General features: G+C 47.4%; 21 protein-coding genes. 4 read left to right on the top strand and 17 right to left on the bottom strand.

The genetic code is table 11. The features are described 5' to 3' along the window. The first annotated feature begins 17 nt into the window (after positions 1-17). The 4 genes from fdnG to ACZ42W_RS03940 are packed head-to-tail and all read left to right on the top strand — an operon-like array spanning position 18 to position 5347. Positions 18-3071, top strand: a complete 3054-nt coding sequence (gene fdnG, locus ACZ42W_RS03955; RefSeq protein WP_464168689.1) for a formate dehydrogenase-N subunit alpha — start codon at positions 18-20, stop codon at positions 3069-3071. A 1-nt stretch (position 3072) separates the two neighbouring features. Beyond that, positions 3073-3885: a 4Fe-4S dicluster domain-containing protein gene (locus ACZ42W_RS03950; RefSeq protein ID WP_464168688.1), complete on the top strand. Its 813-nt coding sequence runs from the start codon at positions 3073-3075 to the stop codon at positions 3883-3885. Continuing rightward, positions 3885-4601, top strand: coding sequence for a formate dehydrogenase subunit gamma (locus tag ACZ42W_RS03945; RefSeq protein WP_464168687.1), 717 nt, complete (start codon positions 3885-3887; stop codon positions 4599-4601). Before ACZ42W_RS03950 ends, ACZ42W_RS03945 begins: the two co-directional genes overlap by 1 nt. Then, positions 4598-5347 carry a formate dehydrogenase accessory protein FdhE gene (locus ACZ42W_RS03940; protein ID WP_464168686.1) on the top strand — a complete coding sequence of 250 codons (750 nt, stop codon included), beginning with the start codon at positions 4598-4600 and terminating at the stop codon, positions 5345-5347. The genes ACZ42W_RS03945 and ACZ42W_RS03940 overlap by 4 nt, the downstream gene beginning before the upstream one ends. Before the next feature lie 191 nt (positions 5348-5538). On the opposite strand, the gene ACZ42W_RS03935 is transcribed toward ACZ42W_RS03940, so the two are convergent. From ACZ42W_RS03935 to ACZ42W_RS03855, 17 genes are all read right to left on the bottom strand, one after another. Then, positions 5539-6006: a DUF4342 domain-containing protein gene (locus ACZ42W_RS03935; protein WP_464168685.1), complete on the bottom strand. Its 468-nt coding sequence runs from the start codon at positions 6004-6006 to the stop codon at positions 5539-5541. Beyond that, on the bottom strand, positions 5969-6793 hold the full coding sequence (gene recO, locus ACZ42W_RS03930; protein WP_464168684.1) for a DNA repair protein RecO: 825 nt from the start codon (positions 6791-6793) through the stop codon (positions 5969-5971). The genes ACZ42W_RS03935 and recO overlap by 38 nt, the downstream gene beginning before the upstream one ends. Before the next feature lie 76 nt (positions 6794-6869). Continuing rightward, entirely contained in the window at positions 6870-7517 is a 648-nt protein-coding gene (gene deoC, locus ACZ42W_RS03925; RefSeq protein WP_464170859.1) for a deoxyribose-phosphate aldolase, read from the bottom strand. A 91-nt stretch (positions 7518-7608) separates the two neighbouring features. After that, positions 7609-8517 carry a GTPase Era gene (era, locus tag ACZ42W_RS03920; protein ID WP_464170858.1) on the bottom strand — a complete coding sequence of 303 codons (909 nt, stop codon included), beginning with the start codon at positions 8515-8517 and terminating at the stop codon, positions 7609-7611. A 238-nt stretch (positions 8518-8755) separates the two neighbouring features. After that, a complete protein-coding gene (locus ACZ42W_RS03915; RefSeq protein ID WP_464170857.1) occupies positions 8756-9181 on the bottom strand; it encodes a cytidine deaminase in 426 nt (141 codons plus the stop codon). 476 nt (positions 9182-9657) lie between these two features. Continuing rightward, positions 9658-10047, bottom strand: coding sequence for a diacylglycerol kinase family protein (locus ACZ42W_RS03910; RefSeq protein ID WP_464168683.1), 390 nt, complete (start codon positions 10045-10047; stop codon positions 9658-9660). Between the two features lie 44 nt (positions 10048-10091). After that, on the bottom strand, positions 10092-10571 hold the full coding sequence (ybeY, locus tag ACZ42W_RS03905; RefSeq protein ID WP_464168682.1) for an rRNA maturation RNase YbeY: 480 nt from the start codon (positions 10569-10571) through the stop codon (positions 10092-10094). A 107-nt stretch (positions 10572-10678) separates the two neighbouring features. Next, positions 10679-12931 (bottom strand): HD family phosphohydrolase, encoded by a 2253-nt coding sequence (locus ACZ42W_RS03900; protein ID WP_464168681.1) that lies wholly within the window; start codon positions 12929-12931, stop codon positions 10679-10681. A gap of 13 nt (positions 12932-12944) precedes the next feature. After that, positions 12945-13916 carry a PhoH family protein gene (locus ACZ42W_RS03895; RefSeq protein ID WP_464168680.1) on the bottom strand — a complete coding sequence of 324 codons (972 nt, stop codon included), beginning with the start codon at positions 13914-13916 and terminating at the stop codon, positions 12945-12947. Positions 13917-13972: 56 nt separating this feature from the next. Continuing rightward, the gene (gene yqfD, locus ACZ42W_RS03890; RefSeq protein WP_464168679.1) at positions 13973-15187 is read right to left on the bottom strand and encodes a sporulation protein YqfD; all 1215 of its coding nucleotides are present in this window, start codon (positions 15185-15187) and stop codon (positions 13973-13975) included. Further along, positions 15184-15468, bottom strand: a complete 285-nt coding sequence (locus tag ACZ42W_RS03885) for a YabP/YqfC family sporulation protein (RefSeq protein ID WP_464168678.1) — start codon at positions 15466-15468, stop codon at positions 15184-15186. The genes yqfD and ACZ42W_RS03885 overlap by 4 nt, the downstream gene beginning before the upstream one ends. Positions 15469-15548: 80 nt before the next feature. Beyond that, positions 15549-16043, bottom strand: a complete 495-nt coding sequence (locus tag ACZ42W_RS03880; protein WP_464168677.1) for an NADH-quinone oxidoreductase subunit B family protein — start codon at positions 16041-16043, stop codon at positions 15549-15551. 18 nt (positions 16044-16061) lie between these two features. Further along, a complete protein-coding gene (locus tag ACZ42W_RS03875) occupies positions 16062-17726 on the bottom strand; it encodes a hydrogenase large subunit (protein WP_464168676.1) in 1665 nt (554 codons plus the stop codon). Further along, entirely contained in the window at positions 17719-19191 is a 1473-nt protein-coding gene (locus ACZ42W_RS03870; protein WP_464168675.1) for a hydrogenase 4 subunit F, read from the bottom strand. The genes ACZ42W_RS03875 and ACZ42W_RS03870 overlap by 8 nt, the downstream gene beginning before the upstream one ends. A gap of 10 nt (positions 19192-19201) precedes the next feature. Then, the gene (locus tag ACZ42W_RS03865) at positions 19202-19861 is read right to left on the bottom strand and encodes a hydrogenase (protein WP_464168674.1); all 660 of its coding nucleotides are present in this window, start codon (positions 19859-19861) and stop codon (positions 19202-19204) included. A 1-nt stretch (position 19862) separates the two neighbouring features. Further along, positions 19863-20846, bottom strand: coding sequence for a respiratory chain complex I subunit 1 family protein (locus ACZ42W_RS03860; RefSeq protein ID WP_464168672.1), 984 nt, complete (start codon positions 20844-20846; stop codon positions 19863-19865). A 21-nt stretch (positions 20847-20867) separates the two neighbouring features. Then, positions 20868-22856 carry a proton-conducting transporter transmembrane domain-containing protein gene (locus ACZ42W_RS03855; protein WP_464168670.1) on the bottom strand — a complete coding sequence of 663 codons (1989 nt, stop codon included), beginning with the start codon at positions 22854-22856 and terminating at the stop codon, positions 20868-20870. Between the last annotated feature and the right edge of the window lie 28 nt (positions 22857-22884).

The raw sequence follows: 22884 nt of genomic DNA, 5'->3' as shown, positions 1-22884 counted from the left end.
GATGAGGAGGATGAAAGATGGAGGTATCCCGTCGTAACTTTCTAAAGCTTTCGGGAGCATCCCTAGCTGCTTTGGTGACTGGACTGGGTTTTGAACCGGCCGTCGCCCAAGCGAAAGGATATGCCCTGAGAATTGAAGGGAGTAAAAAAATCCCAAGTATCTGCCATTTCTGCTCCGGTGGTTGTGGCATGTTGCTTCACATTCAGGATGGAAAGCTCATTCATCTGGAAGGAGACCCTGACCATCCCACCAACGGGGGAACACTTTGTCCAAAAGCAGCAAGCTTACGGAGTGTTGCCTATTCCCCTGACCGGGTGACAAAACCTCGGCGCAGGGCCCCTGGAGCTGACCACTGGGAGGAGATTTCCTGGGAGGATGCCCTGAATCGAGTTGCGAAGAAGACCAAAGAAGTCAGGGATGCTACGTACAAAGCGAGTGAACAAATTAAAAATGCCAAAACGGGTGAAATGGAAAGCTTTGCTGTGAATCGTACGGAAGGGATTGCCTTCATTGGTTCTGCTGAAGTCGATAATGAAGAGTCCTACCTTTTCTCGAAGTTTTCCCGAATTATGGGTACTCCCTATAATGAACATCAGGCCCGTATATGACACGCTCCTACGGTGGCAAGTTTGTCACCTTCATTTGGACGGGGTGCGATGACAAATTCCTGGTCTGATCTTCAAAACTCTGAGGTCTTCTTAATTGCGGGTTCGAACTGTGCTGAGAATCATCCCATTGCGATGCGTTGGATTCACCGCGCCATGGAAAAAGGGGCCAAGATGATTGTCGTTGACCCTCGCTTCACGCGAACAGCCTCCAAAGCAGATGTCTTCGCCCAGATTCGTCCGGGAACGGATATTGCCTATCTCGGTGCGATTATTCGCTATATAATCGAAGAGAAACTCTATGACGAAGATTATATAAGAAATAACACGAACTCTCTCCACAAATTAAACAAAGCGTATAAATTTGAGGAAGGAGTCTTCTCAGGCTTTGACCCGAAGACGAGAAAATACAGCACGGGGAGTTGGAGTTACCAGCTTGGGGCGGATAATTTGCCCTTAAAAGCTACCAGCCTCGATGATCCCGATTGCGTCTTGAGCAAGCTAAAGGAGCACTATTCCCGCTATACCTTTGAGACGGCAGAGAAAATCACTGGAATTCCAGCAGCTAAGATAAAGGAGATTGCGGACACCTTCTGTAAGGCCCGCCCAGGTAGCATTCTCTATGCCCTTGGCATGACCCAGCACACTACAGGGGTTCAAGGGATCCGTACCTATGCCATCATTCAGTTATTGCTCGGTAATATTGGCAAGGCAGGTGGCGGAATCAATGCTCTGCGCGGAGAGCCGAACGTTCAAGGTTCTACTGATATGGCCAACCTCTTTAATAATCTGCCCGGTTATCTTCCCCACCCTATTAGTACGGATAAAACTCTTCAGAATTATTTAGTTCGCAATGGTTCTGTTCAGGAGAAGCCAATAGTTGCACTTCTTAAGGCCTGGTTCGGCGAGAATGCCACCAAAGAAAATGACTATTGCTTCAATTACATTCCGAAAAATAATCCTGCCACGAATGCCCCCATGACCAAAATTTTCGAATTCATGGAAGCTGGACAATTTAAGCTTCTCTTCAACTTTGGTTCAAACTCACTCGTATCCATCGCTAACCGCCAACTGGTCCGTTCCGCCTTAAGAAAATTAGATATGATGGTTGTCGCTGATCTTTTCGAGGTTGAGACGGCGCAATTTTGGCGGGAACCAGGAGTCAATCCAGCAGAAATACAAACTGAGGTTATCATGTTCCCTGCCGCTTTTGTCTATGAAAAAGCAGGCTCCTTAACGAATTCTGCACGTTGGATTCAGTGGAAAGATGCCGCCATCAAACCCCTTGGTGAAGCTAAGCCTGACCTTGATATTGTCGATGAACTCTTTAAGAAAATCCGCGAACTTTATAAAGGAAGTACGGAAGAGAAAGACGCCCCTATCTTAAAGGCTCGTTGGGATTATGGTCATGATGGAGAAGCGAGCGCTCTGAAAGTCCTGCAGGAACTCAGCGGATATGATGAAACGACTGGTAAATTATTGCCGACACTCGGGGATTATCTCAAAGCCCCTGTTGGCTCTGTCTCTACAGGATGTTGGATTTATGCAGGTGTAACGGGCAATGGCAACCTCGCTGCTCGTCGGAATAATGCCGATCCCTCTGGACTCGGAATTTATAAAGACTGGACCTTTGCCTGGCCCGCTAACATCCGGATTCTCTATAACCGTGCTTCTTGCGATATGCAAGGTCAGCCCCTTGATCCCAAACGCAAACTCGTCTGGTGGGATGCGGATAAGAAGGTGTGGGCCGGGAATGACGGCGCAGATGTCATCGACAAAGCCAAAGGACCAGATACCACCGAAGGAATGCAAAGCTTCCGCATGAACCCAGAGGGTGTAGGTCGCCTCTTCACAGCATCCTTTATGAGTGGCCTACCAACGACCCCGCCTCCTAACGGACAACCCGTGATGGGGGTACGGCCTGCAGGCCTTTGCGTTGATGGCCCACTCCCAGAATTCTATGAACCGACGGAAAGCCCGACAGTCAACCTCTTACACCCCAATGTTTCGGAAAGTCCAATCGCTATCGTCCCCTCAGCCTTCCCCGAAATTCAAAAACGAGGCAAGCCAGAAGATTATCCCTATGTCTTGACAACCTATGCGCTCGTTGAACATTTCTGCGCTGGTGGGATTACCCGAAATATCCCTTGGCTGAATGAGTTGATGCCCGAACCCTTTGCTGAGATCAGTAAAAACTTAGCTCAGAAGATTGGGGCAAAAGAGGGCGACAAGGTGGAAGTTTCCTCTGCTCGTGGAAAAGTAACGGTGCGTTGTATAGTTACAGATCGACTCCAGACCTATAAGACAAACGGCAAGGACACGGAAACCATCGGTATGCCTTGGAGCTGGGGTTTTGCCAGCTTGAGCCCTGGTCCGAGCACGAACGATTTGACCATCGCCTCGATTGACCCTGGTGCAGGAACTCCTGAGACCAAAGTCTGTCTGGTCAACATAAGGAGGGCTTAAGATGTCAAAAAAGATGGTTTTAGTGGATACCTCCAAATGCACAGGCTGTAAGGCCTGTACGGTTGCCTGTAAGGAATGGAATGATCTCCCGGCTGAGAAAACCCAACTACTTACGAGTTATCAGACTATGAAAGATTTCACCCCTAAGACATGGACTTACATGACGTTCACGGAAAAGTACGAATACCCGAAGATGAACTGGTATATACGCAAAGCACAGTGCTTCCACTGTGCAGAGCCCGCTTGTCTGAAATCTTGTTCCTCTAACGCGATCAGCAAAACCGACTCTGGGTATGTCGTGATTGATCAGGAGCTTTGTATCGGGTGCGGATATTGTGTGGATAATTGTCCCTTTGGGGTCCCCAAATTGGATAATTCAAGGAAGAAGGCCTATAAATGTACAGGCTGCATCGATCGGGTAGAAAATAACTTAACCCCAGCCTGTGTCCAGACCTGTCAACCCGGGTGCCTAGAATATGGGGAGAGGGAGACACTTCTCCCTCAGGCCAAAAAGCGACTGAGTGTAGTTCAGAAGACTCACCCCAAAGCACGGATCTATGGGGAAACAGAAATGGGGGGAACGACCTTTGTCTACCTCCTACTGGATGCTCCGGAGGTTTATGGCTTACCTATAAATCCTACGACTCCACTATCGCTTACGATATGGAAAGATATAGTACGCCCTGTTGGGGGAATCGCAGTGGGCGGAGCAGCTGCAGCCGTTTTCGTTGGAGTCTTTGGAAACTTACTGCGCGGAGCCTACCGTGAACAGGCGCAAGAAGAGAAGGAAGTACAGAAAGGGGGCAAACGATAATGGCGATTCGAACACGCGACCTAGAAGAATTCCAACAACCCCCTCAACCCGATAAGGTTCTTCGCTTTACCCTAGGTGAACGAGTAAGCCACTGGACCCACGCTCTATCATTCTTTCTCCTCCTCTTTACTGGACTTGGGATTCTATCCCTTAGTATTCGCCCCGCTTTGGTAGTGTTCGGTGGAATTCAAGTTGCTCGGCTCATTCATCGAATTGTAGCTGTTGTATTTGTCGTTGTCGTCGGTGGGATGTTTGTCTTCGGAAATACGAAGTATCATTGGGAATGGCTAAAGTCGATCTTTCACTTTACGAAAGCGGATCGACAACATATCACTGCTTTTCCGAAGGAGTTCTTTGGGGGACATGGAAATTATCCTGCTCAGGGCAAATTCAATGGTGGTGAAAAGATCAATTCGCTGATTACCCTCTTTGGCTCAATTTTCATCACACTAAGTGGGCTTGTCATGTGGTTTGCGTCATCTTTTCCGCCTGTACTGGTTCGCTGGGCTTATCCTGTACATGATCTATCCATGTTCATGATGACAGCATCAGTTATTGGGCATATTTATCTTGGTGTCTTACATCCAGATTCACGTGCAGCTTTACCGGGGATGCTCAACGGGTATGTCTCCACAAATTTTGCGAAGGCCCATCATGCCGCATGGTATAATCAGGTAGAGAACCCTACAACTCATGAAGGAGAAAATTCCCTATGACTGAGCTAAGGCAACACGAAGATACACTGGATTCAGAAATGCTAGCACTCCACGAAGCCTACCAGAAGCTTCAAGTAATCATTAGGCAGTGGCAGAGAGAACGCGGGGATTATTGGGTCCAAGCAATAGTTCCAAACAAGTCTCTCCCCTATTTTCTCCCAGAAAATTTACCCGTGGAAGTCGTCCTTGAAGTGATGGGGCGTTTACTGGAAGGAAAAGGCCACCATGAATCAGCGCATGATCTTCGCTCCCTCTGGAACCGTTTTCTCTTTGATCAAAATCTGGAGGATGTCGAACTCTTGAGTCTGTTCAACTTAGCCTTGAATGGAATCCTCGAGTTTACTAGAAAACATCTCCCCTCAGATCAGCGCCAGGCTGTAGAGAACGAAGAAGCCCATCTGTGTCCCATCTGCGGGCAAGAGCCAGGATTAGCTCTGTTAACTCCTCCAAACGGGAAGAGATATTTGCACTGTACTAGGTGTGGGCATGACTGGCCAAGCAAACGGATTGGCTGTATTCACTGCGGAAGTGAGGAAGCTACAGAACAAACCTATCTTAAAAATGAGAACTATCCCGGCATCGAAATTATCGTCTGTCAGGCTTGTGGTGGATATATTAAAGAATTGGATCTCCGCATACGCACAGTTGAGGACTTTGTCTGGGAAGACATCTGTACCTTACCCCTTAATTATTCAGCCGAGAAGTGGCAAAATGAGCAAGCCCTAAAAAAGGGTGCAATGAACTAGAATTGATCAATGAAAGACGAATCCCCTTAGTTTCTTTTGATCAGCACCTGATCGAAAAACTAAGGGGATTCGTCTTTTTAATCACAGTTAGCTTTATACCTTCTCATTAGCAACCGTGTCGATGCATCGGAAGAAGTAGCCAATACCCAGGACACCAAGGGGACATTTTGATTGCCACATTAACCTCGAATTTATTGCTTTACATCCGTCTCTGGATAAACCACAGTCTGTGTAGAATGGTAGTGAAAAGGCTCAAACTCCTCTTCATCTTCCCCGATTGAGTCCAACTCAAGCTCATAATGCTTCATTGCTGCTCCTGCTGCTCCTAAGAGACCAAGCATGCGAAGTCCCGGCCGCCTCCAGATAGTATAAGCCATCGCAATGCCAAGGGGTGCAGAGACACTCAGGACTGTCTTATCCTGGCGTTTCAGCTTAACCTGGGTCTGACTCAAACGATTCATCTGGTGCTTTAGTCCATCCCAAAATTGTCCACCCATTCCTTCATCCTGGTGAGACCATTCTTTTTCCTGATCCGCAAGTGCTTGAATCACATCTCCATTAGCTGCGTTCAAGGCGACTCGGGCTTCTTCATAGGTAAGCCCCATTCGTTCCCGCAAAATATCAATCTTCTCTAGTTCTGTCCACAGCACTTCGCTCATGATCATAATCATCCTTTCCGCTTGGGTCTTGTCCCACGTTTACCAAGCGGCTCCCCATACTCCATGATTTTAACCGTTTATCAAAGGTCTGTTCACAGTAAAATTGTAAGGTATCCAGGATTTCTTTCTTCATCCATTCATTCCAGCGAATCCGATCTAGCTTAGTTAACTCGCCTTGAATTAACTGACGCATGAGAGCTAGGCTTCCACCTCTCACCCAGCGTCCGATGATTGGAGCCTTTGTCTGAGTCTGGCACTCACGACATACGACCCCACCGGCTTCTGGACTGAATAAGAGGCGCTCTCCCTGGACCTTTTTCCCACACTCGGCACATTCGAGGAAGCGAGGCCGATATCCTAACTGCGTCAAGAGTTTTAGGGTATAGGCGCTTTGCACGAGAGCGGGCTCACACTGTTCCAGGAGAAAAAAACTCGAAAATGTTAAAGTAAAAAGTTCAGGATGCGGCTGCCCAGGAATCGTCGCTAAATCTAGAAGTTCAGCGATAGCCGTCGCCGCCAAACTCATGTCCAGATCTGTCCAAAGATGTGGAAAGCTTTCTTTAGGGCTGGCCTGATTCACGGTATCGAGGGTCTTTCCCTTATACAGTAAGTAATCCGCATAGGTGAAAAGCTGAGCACCTGCTCGTTGGCGACTTTTAGGTTTACGCACCCCTTTGGCTACCGCTTGAATTTTCCCGTGTTCCCTGGAAAATAACGTGAGTAAACGGTCAGATTCGCCGTACTCACGGCTTCGGATCACCAAAGCATCGGCGTGGTAAACGCCCACATCCTCACCTCTTAGTCTTTGTATGAATCGCGTTCTATATTCGGACTGTTTGTTATATTCTTGTTTTCTCCTAAACCTACTCTGCGATGAGCTGTACCCCAGCACTTGCCCCCAAACGCTCTGCTCCAGCTTCGACGAGCTGAAGTGCAAACTCACGGGTCCGGATTCCGCCCGAGGCTTTCACCTTTACTCCCTCGCCAACCCATGCTTTGAGGTTTCGAACATCTTCTACCGTTGCTCCGCCGCCAGCAAAACCAGTCGAGGTTTTTATAAATTCTGCCCCCGAGCGTTTTACAATCTCAGCGGCTTGTCGCTTTTCCTCTTCCGTTAGCAGTGAGGTTTCAAGGATGACTTTGACCGTAACCCCACAGCAATGAGCGGCCTCAACTACTCGGGTAATATCCTTCTCTACGGCTTCCCAATTTCCAGATTTCGCAAAGCCTATGTTCATCACCATATCTACTTCACGAGCACCGTGGGCTTTTGCCGCAAAGACTTCTTGAACTTTTATCTCTGTCATCGTTGCCCCCAAAGGAAAACCAATGACGGTAGCAACCCCGACACACGTTCCATGCAAAAGTTTGGCTGCTGTGCAGATATACGCTGGATTTACACAGACCGTGGCAAACTGATGCTGCTTTGCTTCATGACACAGCTTGACGATATCTTTCTCCGTAGCATCAGGTTTAAGGAGGGTATGGTCTATCATTCCTGCTAAGTTCATAAACTCATCCTTTCTATGAAACAATGTAGCCGTCCCGCTGTTTCCACCTCTGTTTCACGTCACATATCGGACTTTGTATATCGGCGCTCGATTACTTCCGATCCGAATACCCAAACTCTCGTAAGCTATTTCCCCGATTGCGCCAATCTTTTTCCACCTTAACGAAAAGCTCAAGGAACACCTTACTGCCAAGTAGTGTCTCGATATCTAGGCGAGCTAACCTGCCAATCTCCTTCAGTAGGCTTCCACCCTGGCCGATAATAATCCCCTTTTGGGAATCTCGCTCAACCACTACGACCGCACGGACCTTTACGAGCGTTTTTTTCTCTTCCACACTTTCTACAAGGACTGCGATGGAGTGGGGTACCTCATCCCGCGTAAGTTGCAATACTTTCTCACGGACTAATTCTGCCATGATGAAACGCTCGGGCTGATCCGTGACTTCATCTTCTGGATAATACATAGGACCTTCTGGCATCTCTTTAAAAATGATATTGAGCAACTCTTCTTTATTCTCCCCCGTTTTTGCGGAGATAGGTATTATCGCCAGAAAATCTTTCAATGCCGAGTAGTCTTTAATGAGTTTCAGCAATTTTTCTTTTTCGATTAAATCAATTTTATTCAACAAAAGGATACAAGGAGTCTTGACGCGTTTTAAGTTTTCAAGGATATACTCTTCTCCCCCACCAAACTCGGAAGTCACGTCCACCATATAAAGGATGAGGTCCACTTCGCGAAGAGACTCTAGCGCGGAATCCACCATGAACTCGCCTAATTTATGCTTCGGCTTATGGATTCCTGGAGTATCGAGAAAAATGACCTGTCCCCGCTCCTCTGTAAGGATACAGTGAATCTTATTGCGTGTGGTTTGAGGCTTATCTGACATAATAAGGACTTTTTGTCCTAAAAGCTGATTGAGTAGCGTCGATTTTCCAGCATTCGGTCGGCCAATCACGGTCACAAAACCAGATTTGAAACCATTTTTTTGATTTGTTCCTATCAATTCTGTTCACATCCTAATAATAAAAATAAACAAGGCCAAGCAGAAAGGCTTAGCCTTATAAAGGAAACTTACTTCAGTTGTAAATTTCCGCTTCATCTGAAGTCCAGTTGACTTGTCCTCGAGAGGATAAGTCAGCTAAGACTTGCACTTCATTCATCATTGCAAGTCAAGCTTCCTATATCCAGGGGCTTAGCGCCACTTCTTTCCGAGTAAAAAGGAAGGAAAAATAGTAGGGTTAGCCATCGGAAAGAAATTCTGGACCAAAAGATTCCGGCAACAAGGCTTTCAAGCTTGTAGTCTTAGTCTGCCCTTTTCCATTCACTAAAATAACCAGACAATCCCGAGCAAATTCCCGTAAAACTTGGCGGCAAGCTCCACACGGTGAAGGAAAAGCTTCTGTCGGAACAGCTATAGCCACTGCCTTCAACTCACGTTCCCCATGAGATACCGCATGAAAAATTGAGTTTCGCTCTGCACAGATCGTTAAGCCATAACTCGCATTCTCCACATTACACCCCGAGACGATTCGCCCAGAGCTCCAAAGCGTTGCAGCTCCGACTGGGTAGTGGGAGTACGGAACGTAAGAGTTCTTATAGGCCTCTTGGGCGAGGTACGTTAGCTCATGGATTTGTTCAAGTGATATATCTTTCGATAACTCCAAATCAATCAAACCTTTCCTACTCGTGAGAAGATCCGAATGTGCGGAAAGCTGCACAAACCTAGCTTACTGAAATGACGTGCCAGTCCCCATGTTTCCCAATGGCCTTACTGAGTTTCGGCCAAATCCTCAGTTAACTAATACCCCGCGAAGGGACCCGAGAGACATACTATAATAGCATAAATCCTGAAAGAAAGCCCAAGGATTTTGTTTTACACAAGAGAACGGCTTCTAAGCGAGCGGCTAAGCAATCTTCGCGAAAACTACGTAGCGTAGACGGGTTGGAAACACGGATGTTTCCAACCGGCTAATAAGCCATGGATGGCGATTCAGCCGGGGACCCGTCGGAGCGAAGTGCTTGAGCGATTAGATTGATCCGCGCAGCTTATAAAGTGAACGGTGGAAAACAAAATTCTGATGACTCTCTTAATCTAAGCTTGAATCATCCCCCTCTACGGTGCAGTTCAGGAGGAATGGATTCACCTTACAACCTGCCCAACCCAACGCCCTAAAGGCGGCCCGAAAATCACAATCCCCACAAGTACGGCCTGTATCGCCGTCACCAACACAGCGCCAGCTGCGACATCCTTCGCCATACCCGCTAGAGGATGAAAGTTCGGCTGAACCAAATCCACGACAATTTCAACCGCTGTATTCATGACCTCAGCGGCAATGACACTGCCAATCGTGAGAAGCAAGATGGCCCACTCCCACCGAGTCAGTCTAAGATACCACGCAGTGAAAAGAACGATTACTCCTGCGAAGATATGAAAACGAAAGTGTCTCTGCGTTTTCCAGGAATAGAGAATACCTCGGTAAGCCTGGCCGAAACTACGCCAGAACGAACTCGTTTTCTGATATTTCCCCATGCGCTTCCCGCCCTATCCATTTCTTTCTAAAAATCTATTCTAGTCTATTCTATTCTTAGTAGCCCAACTTGGCTCATGACAACCTCTTCTTGTCGACGCATTTCCTTTTTATCTTCTTCCTCTTCATGATCATACCCCAGAAGGTGTAGGGTTCCATGAACCGCTAAATAAACAAGTTCACGCTCGAAGGAATGGCCATATTCAACGGCCTGCGCCCTCGCTCGTTCAACGGAAATCACAATATCTCCCAAGAGGTCATCTTCATAATCGAGGATGTCGGGTTCATCCTCAGTATCTTCTTGAAGTGCAAAAGAGAGGACATCAGTGGGCCGATCTACTCCACGATACTCCCGATTGAGTTCATGTATTCTTACGTCATCCACCAAGGTGAGGCTCACTTCAGCCTCTTCAGGCCCTTCAGCCACGGTGATCGCTTCCTCAATTCCTTGACTCAAAATCTGCTGGAGTCTTTCATGCTCCGTCTCGGGGATAGTTTCTTCTTCCCAGTTAATATCTAAATTCATCTTGTGAGAGTTACTTAGAGAAGTAACTCCACCCTCCTTCCGTGGTCCGATGACTCATCACTGCAAAGCAACATGCTTCTCATGCAGGAGTGGCTTTGTTTTATCCCTTAGGAGTTGTCTGGCGGAGTAGACTTAACCACGTCCCCTGCTTCCGCTTCTGCCATCACTGAAGTGCTAATCTCAGTAGACTCTTCGTCCAGGGTGCCCATAACCTTTACCACATTGGAATTTCCCAGCTTTTGTGGCATCTCTGGATACTCTACTCGGGAATGGAATATGCCGCTCATAACTCGAACAAAAGCGGTTGCAATCTTATCAAGATCTTGAAACGTCAAATTACACTGATTTAATTGATCATCATTAAGCTTGTCCTTAATAATTTTCCGGATAAGACCTTCGATTCGACCAGGGGTTGGCTGCTTCATAGCGCGCACAGCTGCTTCGATACTATCTGCGAGAAAGACAAGGGCTGCTTCCTTAGTCTGAGGCTTTGGCCCTTCATAATGAAAAGCTTCTTCTGGAACATCCAAATTGTCTTCCACTGCTTTATAGTAGAAAAAACTGACCATACTATCTCCATGATGCTGGGCAATAATATCTTGGATTCCCTGCGGTAATTTCTCTTCCTTCGCCATCTCAAGTCCATCCTTGATATGAGAAGTAATAATCAGAGCGCTGAGAGTCGGGGCAATCTTATCGTGAGGGTTGTCTTGGGCAAATTGATTTTCGATAAAAAAGTACGGCCGCTTTAGCTTCCCAATATCATGATACAAGGCGCCGACACGAACGAGGATCGCATTCGCCTGAACTTCTTCTGCTGCGGCTTCGGCAAGATTCCCCACCAAAATACTGTGGTGATACGTACCAGGAGCCTCCATCAAGAGCCTTTTCAACAGAGGTCGATTCGGGTTTGAAAGCTCCAATAAACGCACCGCCGAAGTGATATGAAAGCCCGCTTCAAACCAATGCAAAGTTCCCACTGCCAACACAGAAGAGAATATACCATTGACAATTCCAAGAAGTACGCTTACGACCCAAGCAGGAAGGCTCATTCCTGAAAGCAAGGCGAGGCCACTCACAGTGAGGACATTCATGCCTGCAATAAAAAGCCCAGCTCGACCCAAATCCGAGCGTTGACTAAGTTTTGAAACACTATGAACTCCGACAACTCCCCCGAAAAGTGCAACTAAACCGACCTGCAAGCCGAAGGTCGTCGAAATGATGGGATCGGCAAGAAAGCCGACAAACACGGCTAAAATCACCGACGTGAGAAAAGCCATTTCTGCATCGACTAAAATCGCGATGGTCATGGTCGCCCAAGCCACCGGGATGAGAATACCGACCAAGGCGTTAAATTCAGGTCCTCCCAAATTCAAAGCGATAACTGCTTTCCCTATTAGCAGGACTAAGAAAATGACTAAGCCGATGAGGGTAAGTTTTTGCGTGATCTGGGGCATATTTCGTCGATACTGATAGGTATATAGAATGAGGGTCAAGAGACAAGCAAAAACAATCAGGGAAATTCCCCCAACAGCCCGCCAGGGAGAGCGGTTTTCTACCAAACCATACGCCGCGAGAACCCTCATCACTTTCTCATCCACGATTTCCCCAGGCCCTACGATTTTTTGCTGTGGTTTGTAGGAATGAACCTCGAGACGTATTGTTGCACGTGCAGCTTGACGAAGTCTATCCGTAGCCTCGGTATCCTCAATTAAGGTTTGGCGGGTAATCTTAGTGTCTACAAAACTCTCCAGAAAGACTTTGATTTCATCTGGGAAGGGTGCATTATCGATATCTTGCTTCGTTCGATCTCGTAAAGGAGCAACCTCAGCTTCGTTCCGTGCGCCATGCTCCGTATTTCGAGCATTTCCAATAATGATTTCAACCGCGCGCTGTTCTTTCTCATCTAAAAGTTCGGGAGAAGCCTTCAATAGACTGTTGAGTACCCCCTCTGGTAACGCATCAAAGGGAGAGGTTTGACGAAGTCTACTTTTTCGACTCGCATCCTCTTCCTTTGAACTAATCGCATCACGCAAAGCGAGGAAGGATTTGCTTAAATCCCGAGCGATACTTGTAATAAAGTCTTCATCCGGTTTATAAACGGGTTTAACCGCTTTTGCTGCCGCTTCCTGGTCTGCATGATACTTGTCCACATCTTCAATATCCTTTTGCCAAGGAGCCGTAACGAGTTGCGGACTTGGATCTCCAAGCTCCAAATGAAGCTTCGAGACAAAAAGTCCGGAGGAAAGCAAAAAGGTGAACAGCAAAAAGCACACCACTGCAACCAGGATTCGTTGCCAAGTGGTGTTTGCCTGTATTTTTGAAAGGGGTCTTAATGATTTAAGCCGGCGAATATTCAAACGCATCCTTCCTTCACTTCCGCGCGTCAGGTTTTTGTTCAAGCTTTTCATAGGCTTGAATGATTTTTTGGATTAGAGGATTCCGCACAACATCGGCAGCGGTAAAATAGTGAAAGGAAATATCAGGTATCCCCTTCAGGATATTTTGAACTTCAACTAATCCGGAATAATGTCCCCGTGGCAAATCGACCTGTGTTACATCACCCGTCACAACCGCTTGCGACCCAAAACCCAATCTCGTGAGAAACATTTTCATCTGCTCTGGGGTTGTATTTTGAGCTTCATCTAAAATCATAAATGAATCATCCAGGGTACGTCCGCGCATATAAGCAAGAGGGGCAATTTCAATGGTCCCTTTTTCGACATACCGTTGTGTCGTTTCCGGTCCGAGTAAATCATAAAGAGCATCGTAGAGTGGACGTAAATAAGGATCGACTTTCTCTTGTAAATCACCCGGTAAGAAGCCAAGCTTTTCACCCGCTTCAACTGCTGGGCGGGTTAAAACGATCCGGTTAACCGTTTTAGCCTTCAGAGCCCGAACGGCCATGACCACAGCTAAGTAGGTTTTCCCAGTTCCTGCTGGGCCGATTCCAAAGACAATCGAATTCTTCTCCAAATCTTCTAGGTATTTGGCTTGCCCAAGTGTCTTCGCCTTGATCGGACGTCCGCGATGACTTGTTGCTATCACTTTAGCTAGTGCATCTGCCACGCCCGAGCTCTGGCCTTCTTCGACCCGTGAAATGACATAAGAAACATCTGCAGGGGTTAAGTTATGTCCTTGGCGAACCATTCCCAACAGTTCCCTCACTGCAGAATCAATTCGCTCCACTTCTTCTGAACTTCCAGTAATCGTCATTTCTTCTCCCCGGACAATCAACCGACCACCTAGGCGGTCTTCAAGAATGCGTAGATGGGCATCTTCGAGCCCGAGTAAATTCATTGCTTCGGTCGCATTCTGCAAATATAACTTTGATTCTTTCGTCAATTTTACGCCCCCCGTATGAATTGGGATGATGGGAAACCAGCTTGAGTTCGACGTCATTAGGGATTCGGATAGACTGCTAAGTCCTCGTACGCTTCCACTTCGACACGTACGCGTTCCACCCCACCGCTTTGGGGAAGAACTCGGACAGTTTCCTCAAGAATATTAGCCCCGGGAGTAATCTTTTTATGCACATCAGTGCGGGCGAGTTCCTCTGCCATGGATCGAGCCTCTGCTTGGGTCCGCTCGAGATGCAAGGCGGAAAGTTCTTTATAATTAATAGATACTACTTCGACAGGAAAACGCCAATTCCTCCATATAAGCCAGGAGTGATTTTTCACCTCTTGATTCACTTGTGGATACGGTGATTCAGGTGTTGTTACCATTATGACTCTCGATCCGAATTTTATACCCCATCCTTTGGCAATCCGACCACTCTCTTCAACCTTATCTTCGACGAGAGGGATTGTTGCCTCTGAGCTATACCAGACTCGACCTCGGGCGAAACCTTTGGCAGCCGGAACAGGTTGCGGGATAGACTGCTTCGGCTTTGAAACGGCATCAGGCTTTTGCTTGGCACTGGCGTTCTCAATGACAGCTGGGGCTTTAATGAGGACTTGCCCTGCTTTAACCGTTTCACCTTCATGTACGATGGGCGTTCCTTGAATCACCATAAGCTCTTGGATGAGGCCAGCCTTGCTTGCCACCAAGCTGCCTGCTTCACCTGGAACTTGCGGACGAATTTTTTGTACTACTTTTATTTCTACTCGTGTTCCTTGCCTATCGATTCCGATCCAGGCAGCATCAGGAAACTGTTCGATAAGCGCTTTCGATACTTTGGGTAAATCGACCTCACTTTGCCATATCCAGGTTTTCAAACCCAGTTTTTCTGCACTATCAAAAATCTGCTGACTCGGGATTGTCGTATTTCCAGAGACAGATATCGAGAGAACCATTTGCGATAAAGAGGCAAGCGTTATTCCGATGATTAGTATACCCGCAAGCAAGGATTTTCTTCTCCACCAGCGAGCAGCGACAAAAGGCCAGCCGTATTTTGCTAAAATTCGAACCCGTGTATGGGTCAATCTTGCAGCGCGCCTCAGTTTAGCAAAATCCTTAATCTGGACTTGAGCTCTCAAGCCCCGTTCAGATTTTTGAGTCTTATAAAAAACGACTCCGTCCCGGATTCCCTCATTGACAAACCGAGCGAGCTGGCTTCCCCGTGCTGCGAAGAGTACCCGCCCATGCCAAAACTCCCTGAACCTTGCAATCATCTGGTCTCGCTCCCTCCCAGATAGGTTAGAGAAATCAATTCTCCGCCAATTCGGAGTTCTGTCGCTAAGACCGTATTAAGGACAAACCCCTTCCCCGTGAAAGACAATTCTCCTTCAGTTGTATTTAAATGAATTTCTTCTTCTGTGAACTCAACAATCTCAAGATAGTTCTCCACGAGGATTTCATGACGACCTGTAATCGTAATCCGCGGGCCGTTTCCAGCAACGTCTGGTGGAAAATCTAACACTTCCCCGACATTTTTAGATAATTTATCAAACATAGAAAAGCCTCCTCCCTTCTAAAGCATATTTATGAAGGAAGGAGGCCAAATAGTCCAAGCCTGAGGGACAAAGTATATATTTAAGTCAACACAATCTTTCGATCCTTTTCAGTCAACTTTAGCAACGCCTTTATCATATCCTCCGGTGAAGGCGGACATCCCGGAATCTCCAGATGCACGGGCAAGGCTTCCCCAACTCCCGATTGGGTAGCATATGTCTCTTTGAACACTCCCCCATTAATCGCGCAATCCCCTACTGCGATTACAAGCTTAGGATGCGGTGTCGCTTCATAGGTAGCATTTGCTGCTTGGTTGAGCTGTGTCGCTAAGGGCCCTGTACACATGAGAATATCTGCATGCCGAGGAGAAGCGACAAAGTCGAAACCAAAACGTTGAAGATCATACACCGAATTAAGAAGTGCTGACATCTCCCAATCACAGCCGTTACACGAACCACAGTCAAGATGTCGGATATGCCAGGATTGCTTTAGAGAATGGAGGTGCGGCGCATCTTGGTCCAAACGGCTCTCCGTAAGTCGTCCCATTCTCAAGCTCCGTTTTAATAAGTTCCACATGGGTCCATTCTCCTCCTTCTATCGATCACAGCAGCTATAACAAAGTTCGAAGCTCTTATTGATTAACGGAAAATCCGGGACGATATTGCCCAGGACAGCGAGCGGAACGGCCGGCCAATTCGCATAGGAAGCCGAGCGAATCCGACAGCGGAAGATTTTCTCTTCCTGATCAGTCATAAGCCAGATAACGTCTGTTCCTCGCGGGGATTCCGCACAGCCCCAGGCGAAAGAGTAGGGTTCTATTCTTCCTGGAACTTGGGTAACATGCAAGCTCTGGGTAACTTGGGGATCTTGAGAGCCTCGAACTTCTTCCACTCCACTCAGCAACGTATCAAGCAGCTCAAAACTCTGCCGTACTTCTCTCACTCTCACCATGAGGCGAGCCCAGACATCTCCGCTCGTCTCGACTTGTGGCTCTAATTGAAGTTCAGGATACAAAAGATAGGCATGCCGTTCACGCCAATCTACGGCTACACCTGAAGCGCGGGCAGCCGGTCCAGTAGCCCCTAAATCCAGGGCACTTTGATTTTTTAATACTCCAGTGGTTACAGCTCTCTGACGGAAGCCATCATGTTCGAGAATCAGAGGAATCCACTTTTCAAAATCCGCCTGAAGCTCATATAAGCGTTCCTTAAGAAATTCAATCCTCTCCTCTAGCGGTTGAATCTTGACTCCTCCTGGAATCACCATTCCCCGCAGATAACGATGTCCAAAGACCTCCTTATTCAGTCGCTGAAGCTGCTCTTTATTCTGAAGGCCATTCGCATTTCCTAAAGCAAATCCTACTCCGGCACACAAATTCCCGATATCCCCGACATGATTATATAACCTCTCAAGCTCCGCGAGCACCGTGCGCCAACGCAAAGCCTCACGAGAAAGCTCGATATGTGCTAGCTTTTCCACAGCCTCACAGTACGCCAGGGAATGACTCACCGTGCACACTCCGCAGACCCGCTCCACAATCTTAAGACCTTCCTCAATCGTCTTTCCTTCGAGAAGCTTCTCGATCCCTCTATGCGTGAAGAACAATTGAGCATCGATGTGGAGTATGGTTTCCCCAATCGTTTGAAAACGAAAATGGCCAGGCTCAATAATCCCAGCATGAATCGGACCAACTGGAACTTCAAAGGTTCCTTCTCCTTGAGCTGGATAAAAAACAAGAGGTTTGGGCTGAAAGCTTGGCTTATCTGTGTTGGTCATTAGAGTCGATTTCCGCAAAGGATGGAACCCTTCTGGCCACCCCGGATGAAGTACGAGTGGACGCGGGTCAGGATGCCCCTCCGCGACAAGTCCGAAGAGATCCTGAACTTCACGTTCAGGCCAGTTTAAAGCAGGGCAAAACGCGGACAAAGATGGAAATCCTTCTTCGATTCCACGAGCTCCCAAGGTTAGGGTGAAATCCCCTGGGAAGTGAAATACAAAATAGAGGACAAAACCATGTCCCAATTCCCGTTCATCGTTACCAACATGGGTCAAAAGCACGGGCCGAGTTTTCGGGTCAAGCCAGAGATCCTCGATCACTTGAGGAAGACTCTCGGCCTCTAGCCAGACAAGCCCTTCGCGCTCTGTCCAGCTAGCAATATCAAAAGCCTTTTTTAGGTTCTTACTATTATCTCTACTATCTCTACTTTCTTTCGCTCCGCCAATCTCAAAATACTCGTGTAAACTCTGTAAGTTATCCATGATTTCCTCCTACTCCCAGGATAAGCTCAACGACTTGCCAAAGTGCTTGATTTAAACTTTCCGGAACGACGATACCTAATATCAATACAACAACTAAAGGGAGTGCGAGAATGAGCACTCTAGGGTTTTCCCCCTTTTCCTCTAGCTTTCGTTCACTAGGCTTTCCGAAGAGCATCCCGAGAAAATGATAAAGAAATCCCGCAAAGATAATCGTCAAAAACAAAGCCGCTAGAAATCCCAACAACGGATGACCCGTTTGAAATAATCCGGCCATAATGTTGATCTCCGAGCGAAACGTCCCAAAGGGCGGGGTCCCAGTAATCGCCAGAAGCCCTAAAAGGAGAATGGAACCACTATACGGCCATAAGGAAAACACTGCACGAATCTTAGGAATCTGGCGTGTTCCGGTCTTCTGAACGATTCGTCCCACAGCCACGAAAAGATTTGCTTTCGTAAGGGCATGGAGAATGAGATGGAAGGACGCTCCCCAGACTGCAAGCGGGGTACCTAAGCCAAAGCCCAAAGCCATTATCCCCATATGCTCTACACTCGAATAGGCCAATAATCTTTTGATATCTTTTTGTAATAGGATAAAAGCGACCATTCCCCCTAAGGAAAGCAGTCCGAAGATCACCAAAAGCTTCCCGGAAAAATTGTGTCCAAGCGTCGTTTGGCGAACAAGGATGTGCCAGCGAAGCACTGCATATAAGGCACAGTTCAGGAGCACTCCCGATAATAGTGCACTCACCGGAGAGGGTGCTTGGCTATGTGCATCTGGTAACCAAGGATGCATCGGGACAAAGCCAACCTTTGCTCCATACCCGATGAAAGCGAAGATAAAGCCTAATTTAACTAAAGCCGAATCCAGTTGTGGAGCCAGTCCTAGAAGCAAACGCCAATCTAACGCTACTAGGCTATACCCATACACACGCCCTGCCGCGGCATACAAAAGTAAAGTTCCTAAGAGGGCAAAACTAATTCCCACTGTACAGAGAATAATATACTTCCAAGCCGCCTCAATGGCCAGTTTCTCTCGGTAGAAACCTACTAAGAGTGCTGTAGCCAAGGTCGTCCCCTCGATCCCGACCCAGAGAAGACCAAGATTCGGAGTGCTCACCACCCAGAGCATCGTTCCGATAAACATCCAAATCCAAAAATAATACCAGCGTAAGCGATTCTGTGGAATTTTCCCCTCTTCCACCTCAAGTTCCATATACGAAAAGGAATACAAAACCACATAACTCGCGACCACAACAATCACACTGAGAAGCAACGCGCTCAGAGCATCCCAGTAGAAAAAGCCGTTCCATATACTTTGTGGACCTAGCTTAAACACTCGAAGTATGGTATTCCCACCCAGCCCGAGCAACCCCAAAAGGGCAGCAGCGTTTATTCCCTTTAATACGGTGTTGCGTGAGGAGATGAGCATACAGAAAGCTGCTAAAAAGGCAATAACTACAAACATTTCGCTTTTCCTACCCTTTCAATGAATTGAGGTTTTCGACGTTGAGTGAGTCAAATTTTTGAATCATCCGCTGTGCTAGAACTCCCAAAATCAAGACACCGATTAAAATATCGAAGATAACTCCGATTTCCACGAGGATAGGCATCCCTTTGGTGAGTAAAAAACCCGCCAGAAAAATCCCATTATCGATCAAAAGTATCCCGACAACTTGAACTAAGGCTACTTTGCGAATAATCATGAGAAGCAACCCATAGAAGAGTAAGGAAAAAGCAATAGCCAACCCGTTCCGCATCGCTGGTTCCACCAGACTCAAAAGGGGCTGAGTAATAGCATAGGCAAGAATCGTCAAGGCCCCCGCAGCGACTAGAGAGGCCGTATGTCCTAAAAACACCTCACCCACCCATTGGGTGTGAGATTGGTTCACGGTACGCCGGAGAACCCAGGGAATTACTCCACCTTTAATCCCTAGGGATAGGAGAGCTACTACAAGCATTTCATACTCGGAGTGCTTGACCCCTTCAAGGAAGACCAAGAGCGAAAGGAACACTGCCTGCCAAGTCCAGGCGTTTAAGGCTTTTGTTAGTTTCGCACTCCCTACGATATATAGCCCTGACCCGACAAGGACAAAGAGGAGAAGTTGCTGAAGATGATCTATGGTATTGAGCTCCATCTTAAATTCCCCCCTTCGTAATCCAAAGCGTAACTAAAGCTAATACTGCACAAGCCGTCCCCGCTGCTAAGAAATTGGGGACGCGGAAAAGCCGAACCTTCACATTAACACTCTCAAGCGTCGCAAAAAGTGCCCCGAGCAAGGCCACGAGTCCAATATGAAGCACTAGACGAATAAGCAGAGCACCTATATCCCCCCCTGCGCTTCCCAAGTCCATCGAATTAATACCCAGTGGCATAATCAAAAGCGCGAGCACTTGAAGAAGGAGGAGTTGTTTGAGCTCTTCCGCCCAATTCAAAAAGCTCAGCGAACGTCCTGAATATTCGAGAATCATCCCTTCGTGAATCATGGTGAGCTCCAAGTGGGTATCTGGGTTATCGACAGGAATTCTCCCCATCTCAGCAATTACCATAAAACCGAGAGCGAGAAGGGCAAGAAGGCGCGGGGTCTCAAAAATAGAAATCCCCTGAAGTTGGCCTATAAGTCCTGATAGTGAGGTCGTTCCGGCCATGAGCGCCAAGACAATAAGGCTTAATAAAAACCCTGGCTCGACCAAAGCTGCCACAAACAATTCTCGGCTACTTCCCATCCCGCCAAAGGAGCCTGCGGCATCCAGTCCTGCTAAAGTGAGGAAAAAACGTCCAAGACCAAAGCTAGCCACCAACCAGAAAATCGAACCAAAAGTATTCATTGGTGCCCATCCCCAAGGACCAGGGACCACTAAACTGGCAAGTAGAGTACTACCTAAAACTATCGAGGGGGTCACAAGGAAAATCCACGAAGCATGTACTGAGATAACCTCTTCCTTCCCCAGAAACTTCCGGATATCACGGTAAGGCTGTAAGAGAGAGGGACCTCTTCGCATCTGCCAAAACGCCTTCACCTTTTTAATCCACCCTTGTAACAAGGGAGCAGCCATTAACAAAATAAGGAGATGTATAAGGGAGAAGAAGAGTCCTCCCATGCCTTGATCCAATACTGACATAAAAATTTTTCTCCTCCTCTCCTATAAGGTACAAATTAAAACAATGACTAAGGTTACAAGCGTATATCCGAGGTAGATATGAATACTTCCTACTTGGAGTGTACGAATCCGCTCGGCACACCAAAGGAGCAACCGTGTCGAGGGCCGGTATAATACCTCCTCATACATTTCCCGAATTCGGCTTTGGTAGCGCAGAGTACGTAGGGTATAACGGTTTTCCCCATACTCTTTTTCGATTACTGGACGTGAACCGAGGAGTCGCTTAAAGAGCATACGCAACGGCATGGTTATTCCCAAACTCGAATACTGCATTCTTGGAGTGAGTGGCGTACCACAGTTCCAAGCGGAAGAAATTCGCCTCTGTTTTCCCCTACTCAGGAAGTAAAGTAGCTCTGTAAGAAGGATCAACAGAATTCCATACGTCGTCACGGAACCAAAAAAACCGGACAATTCCGGAAGGTTAAGTGGCTCCATGAGGACGGGGTACGAAGCTGCGGAGGTCACGTGCGTTGCAGACATTTCCGCAAGGGGCGATGAAGTCACAGAAGTAGTCAAGGTTATAGTCGTAAGCGCCTGAGTAGGCAAAGAAATAACCCGAAGCACTCCGCTCGGCCAAAGAACCGTAAGAAACGCTAGACACATTGCTATCCCCAAGGCAGCTGTTTGTAGCTTTGGAAGCTCCTTAGCTTCCTCTGCTGCGGAGGTTCGAGCTTGCCCCAGAAAAGCGCTGGCAAACCACTTCACCATAGTTGCTAGAGCAATCGCTGAGACTAAGCCCAATATTGCAATTCCCAAAGGGGAAACAAGTTTAATCAGTCCATCCTCTGCTTGACGAGACGTTTCCCACAAGGCATGAAATAATAACCACTCTCCCCAAAACCCACCTAGGGGTGGAAGAGCGGAAAGTCCTAAGGCAGCGCATAACGCCCAGAAGCCTGTCTTAGGAAGACTCTTTAATAATCCACCCAACTGTTCAAGCCTCCGCGTATGTGTCGCTTGAATGATATTACCTGCAGCCATAAACAGTGTTGACTTAAATAGGAGATGCTGGAGGGTATGCCAGAAAAACGCAGCCAAAGCGAGCATCGCTAAGTTCGGATAACCCTGAGCCTGGGCTAATATCGCCACTCCAAGTGACATCGCCAAAATTCCGACATTTTCAACGGTGGAATAGGCAAGTAAGCGCTTCACATCCTGCTCTACCGAGGCATAGAGGATTCCCACAAAGGCGGAAAGCATTCCGAGAGCAAGTATCAAGCCTCCCCACCACGCCTCAAGGGGATTCAGGGTGAGCCAAACGAGCCGCAACATCATGTAGAGTGCAACTTTTACCATAACACCAGACATTAAGGCAGACACAGGAGAGGGAGCAACAGGATGAGCGTAAGGTAGCCAGATGTGAAACGGAACAAGTCCGGCTTTCGTTCCTAATCCGATAAGTAAGCAAAGAAAGATGAAACTCCGCTCCCACTGACTTAGCTCAGGTGAAAAGGAAGCCCAAGTTGAAAAGGCAAAGCTCCCCGTTTTTCCATACAAGTAAAGGACGGCCGTCGTCAGAAATACGGTACCCACATGGGTCATCACTAAATAGATATAGGCCGCTTTTCGATTCACCCCATCCTCATGCTCATAAATCACCAAGAAAAAAGAAAATAGGGACATGATTTCCCACAGGAATAGAAAGCTGAAGCCGTTGGTTACGAGTAAGACACCAGCCATGCTCGCCAAGAAAGCCACCCAAGCCACGGCAAAGGAAATAAGTGATTTCTTCCCTTCATACTCCTTCATATAGCTCATGCCGTAAAGGGAAGATACTCCTTGTCCAAGCAGGAGGACAAAAAGAAAGAAGGCTGTCAGTCCATCAAGGTTAAACCCTGCGACATTCCAGCCTCCCGAGACAGTACTCCCTTTAAAGATAGTCCACCCTAGTAAAAGCATACCAACTATTGCCGCCAAGAAGGTCAAACCCATTGTCCCTCGACGAACTGCACGTTCCACTCCCATGATCATTGCTTGTCCCCTCCATGCTTGATTTAAC

Source organism: Desulfitobacterium elongatum, from assembly GCF_055378975.1.
Note: the sequence above shows the minus strand (reverse complement) of the source record. Positions and strands in the feature narration are given on the sequence as shown.

Bases quoted from the DNA above. Each gene is read 5' to 3' on its own strand.
- deoC (WP_464170859.1), bottom strand. From the start codon at position 7,517: ATGAACTTAGCAGGAATGATAGACCATACCCTCCTTAAACCTGATGCT.
- ACZ42W_RS03860 (WP_464168672.1), bottom strand. From the start codon at position 20,846: ATGTCAGTATTGGATCAAGGCATGGGAGGACTCTTCTTCTCCCTTATA.
- ACZ42W_RS03880 (WP_464168677.1), bottom strand. From the start codon at position 16,043: ATGTGGAACTTATTAAAACGGAGCTTGAGAATGGGACGACTTACGGAG.
- ACZ42W_RS03940 (WP_464168686.1), top strand. From the start codon at position 4,598: ATGACTGAGCTAAGGCAACACGAAGATACACTGGATTCAGAAATGCTA.
- ACZ42W_RS03875 (WP_464168676.1), bottom strand. From the start codon at position 17,726: ATGGATAACTTACAGAGTTTACACGAGTATTTTGAGATTGGCGGAGCG.
- ACZ42W_RS03855 (WP_464168670.1), bottom strand. From the start codon at position 22,856: ATGATCATGGGAGTGGAACGTGCAGTTCGTCGAGGGACAATGGGTTTG.
- ACZ42W_RS03870 (WP_464168675.1), bottom strand. From the start codon at position 19,191: ATGTTTGTAGTTATTGCCTTTTTAGCAGCTTTCTGTATGCTCATCTCC.
- ACZ42W_RS03885 (WP_464168678.1), bottom strand. From the start codon at position 15,468: ATGTTTGATAAATTATCTAAAAATGTCGGGGAAGTGTTAGATTTTCCA.
- ACZ42W_RS03865 (WP_464168674.1), bottom strand. From the start codon at position 19,861: ATGGAGCTCAATACCATAGATCATCTTCAGCAACTTCTCCTCTTTGTC.
- ACZ42W_RS03945 (WP_464168687.1), top strand. From the start codon at position 3,885: ATGGCGATTCGAACACGCGACCTAGAAGAATTCCAACAACCCCCTCAA.
- ACZ42W_RS03935 (WP_464168685.1), bottom strand. From the start codon at position 6,006: ATGAGCGAAGTGCTGTGGACAGAACTAGAGAAGATTGATATTTTGCGG.
- yqfD (WP_464168679.1), bottom strand. From the start codon at position 15,187: ATGATTGCAAGGTTCAGGGAGTTTTGGCATGGGCGGGTACTCTTCGCA.
- ybeY (WP_464168682.1), bottom strand. From the start codon at position 10,571: ATGAATTTAGATATTAACTGGGAAGAAGAAACTATCCCCGAGACGGAG.
- ACZ42W_RS03950 (WP_464168688.1), top strand. From the start codon at position 3,073: ATGTCAAAAAAGATGGTTTTAGTGGATACCTCCAAATGCACAGGCTGT.
- ACZ42W_RS03910 (WP_464168683.1), bottom strand. From the start codon at position 10,047: ATGGGGAAATATCAGAAAACGAGTTCGTTCTGGCGTAGTTTCGGCCAG.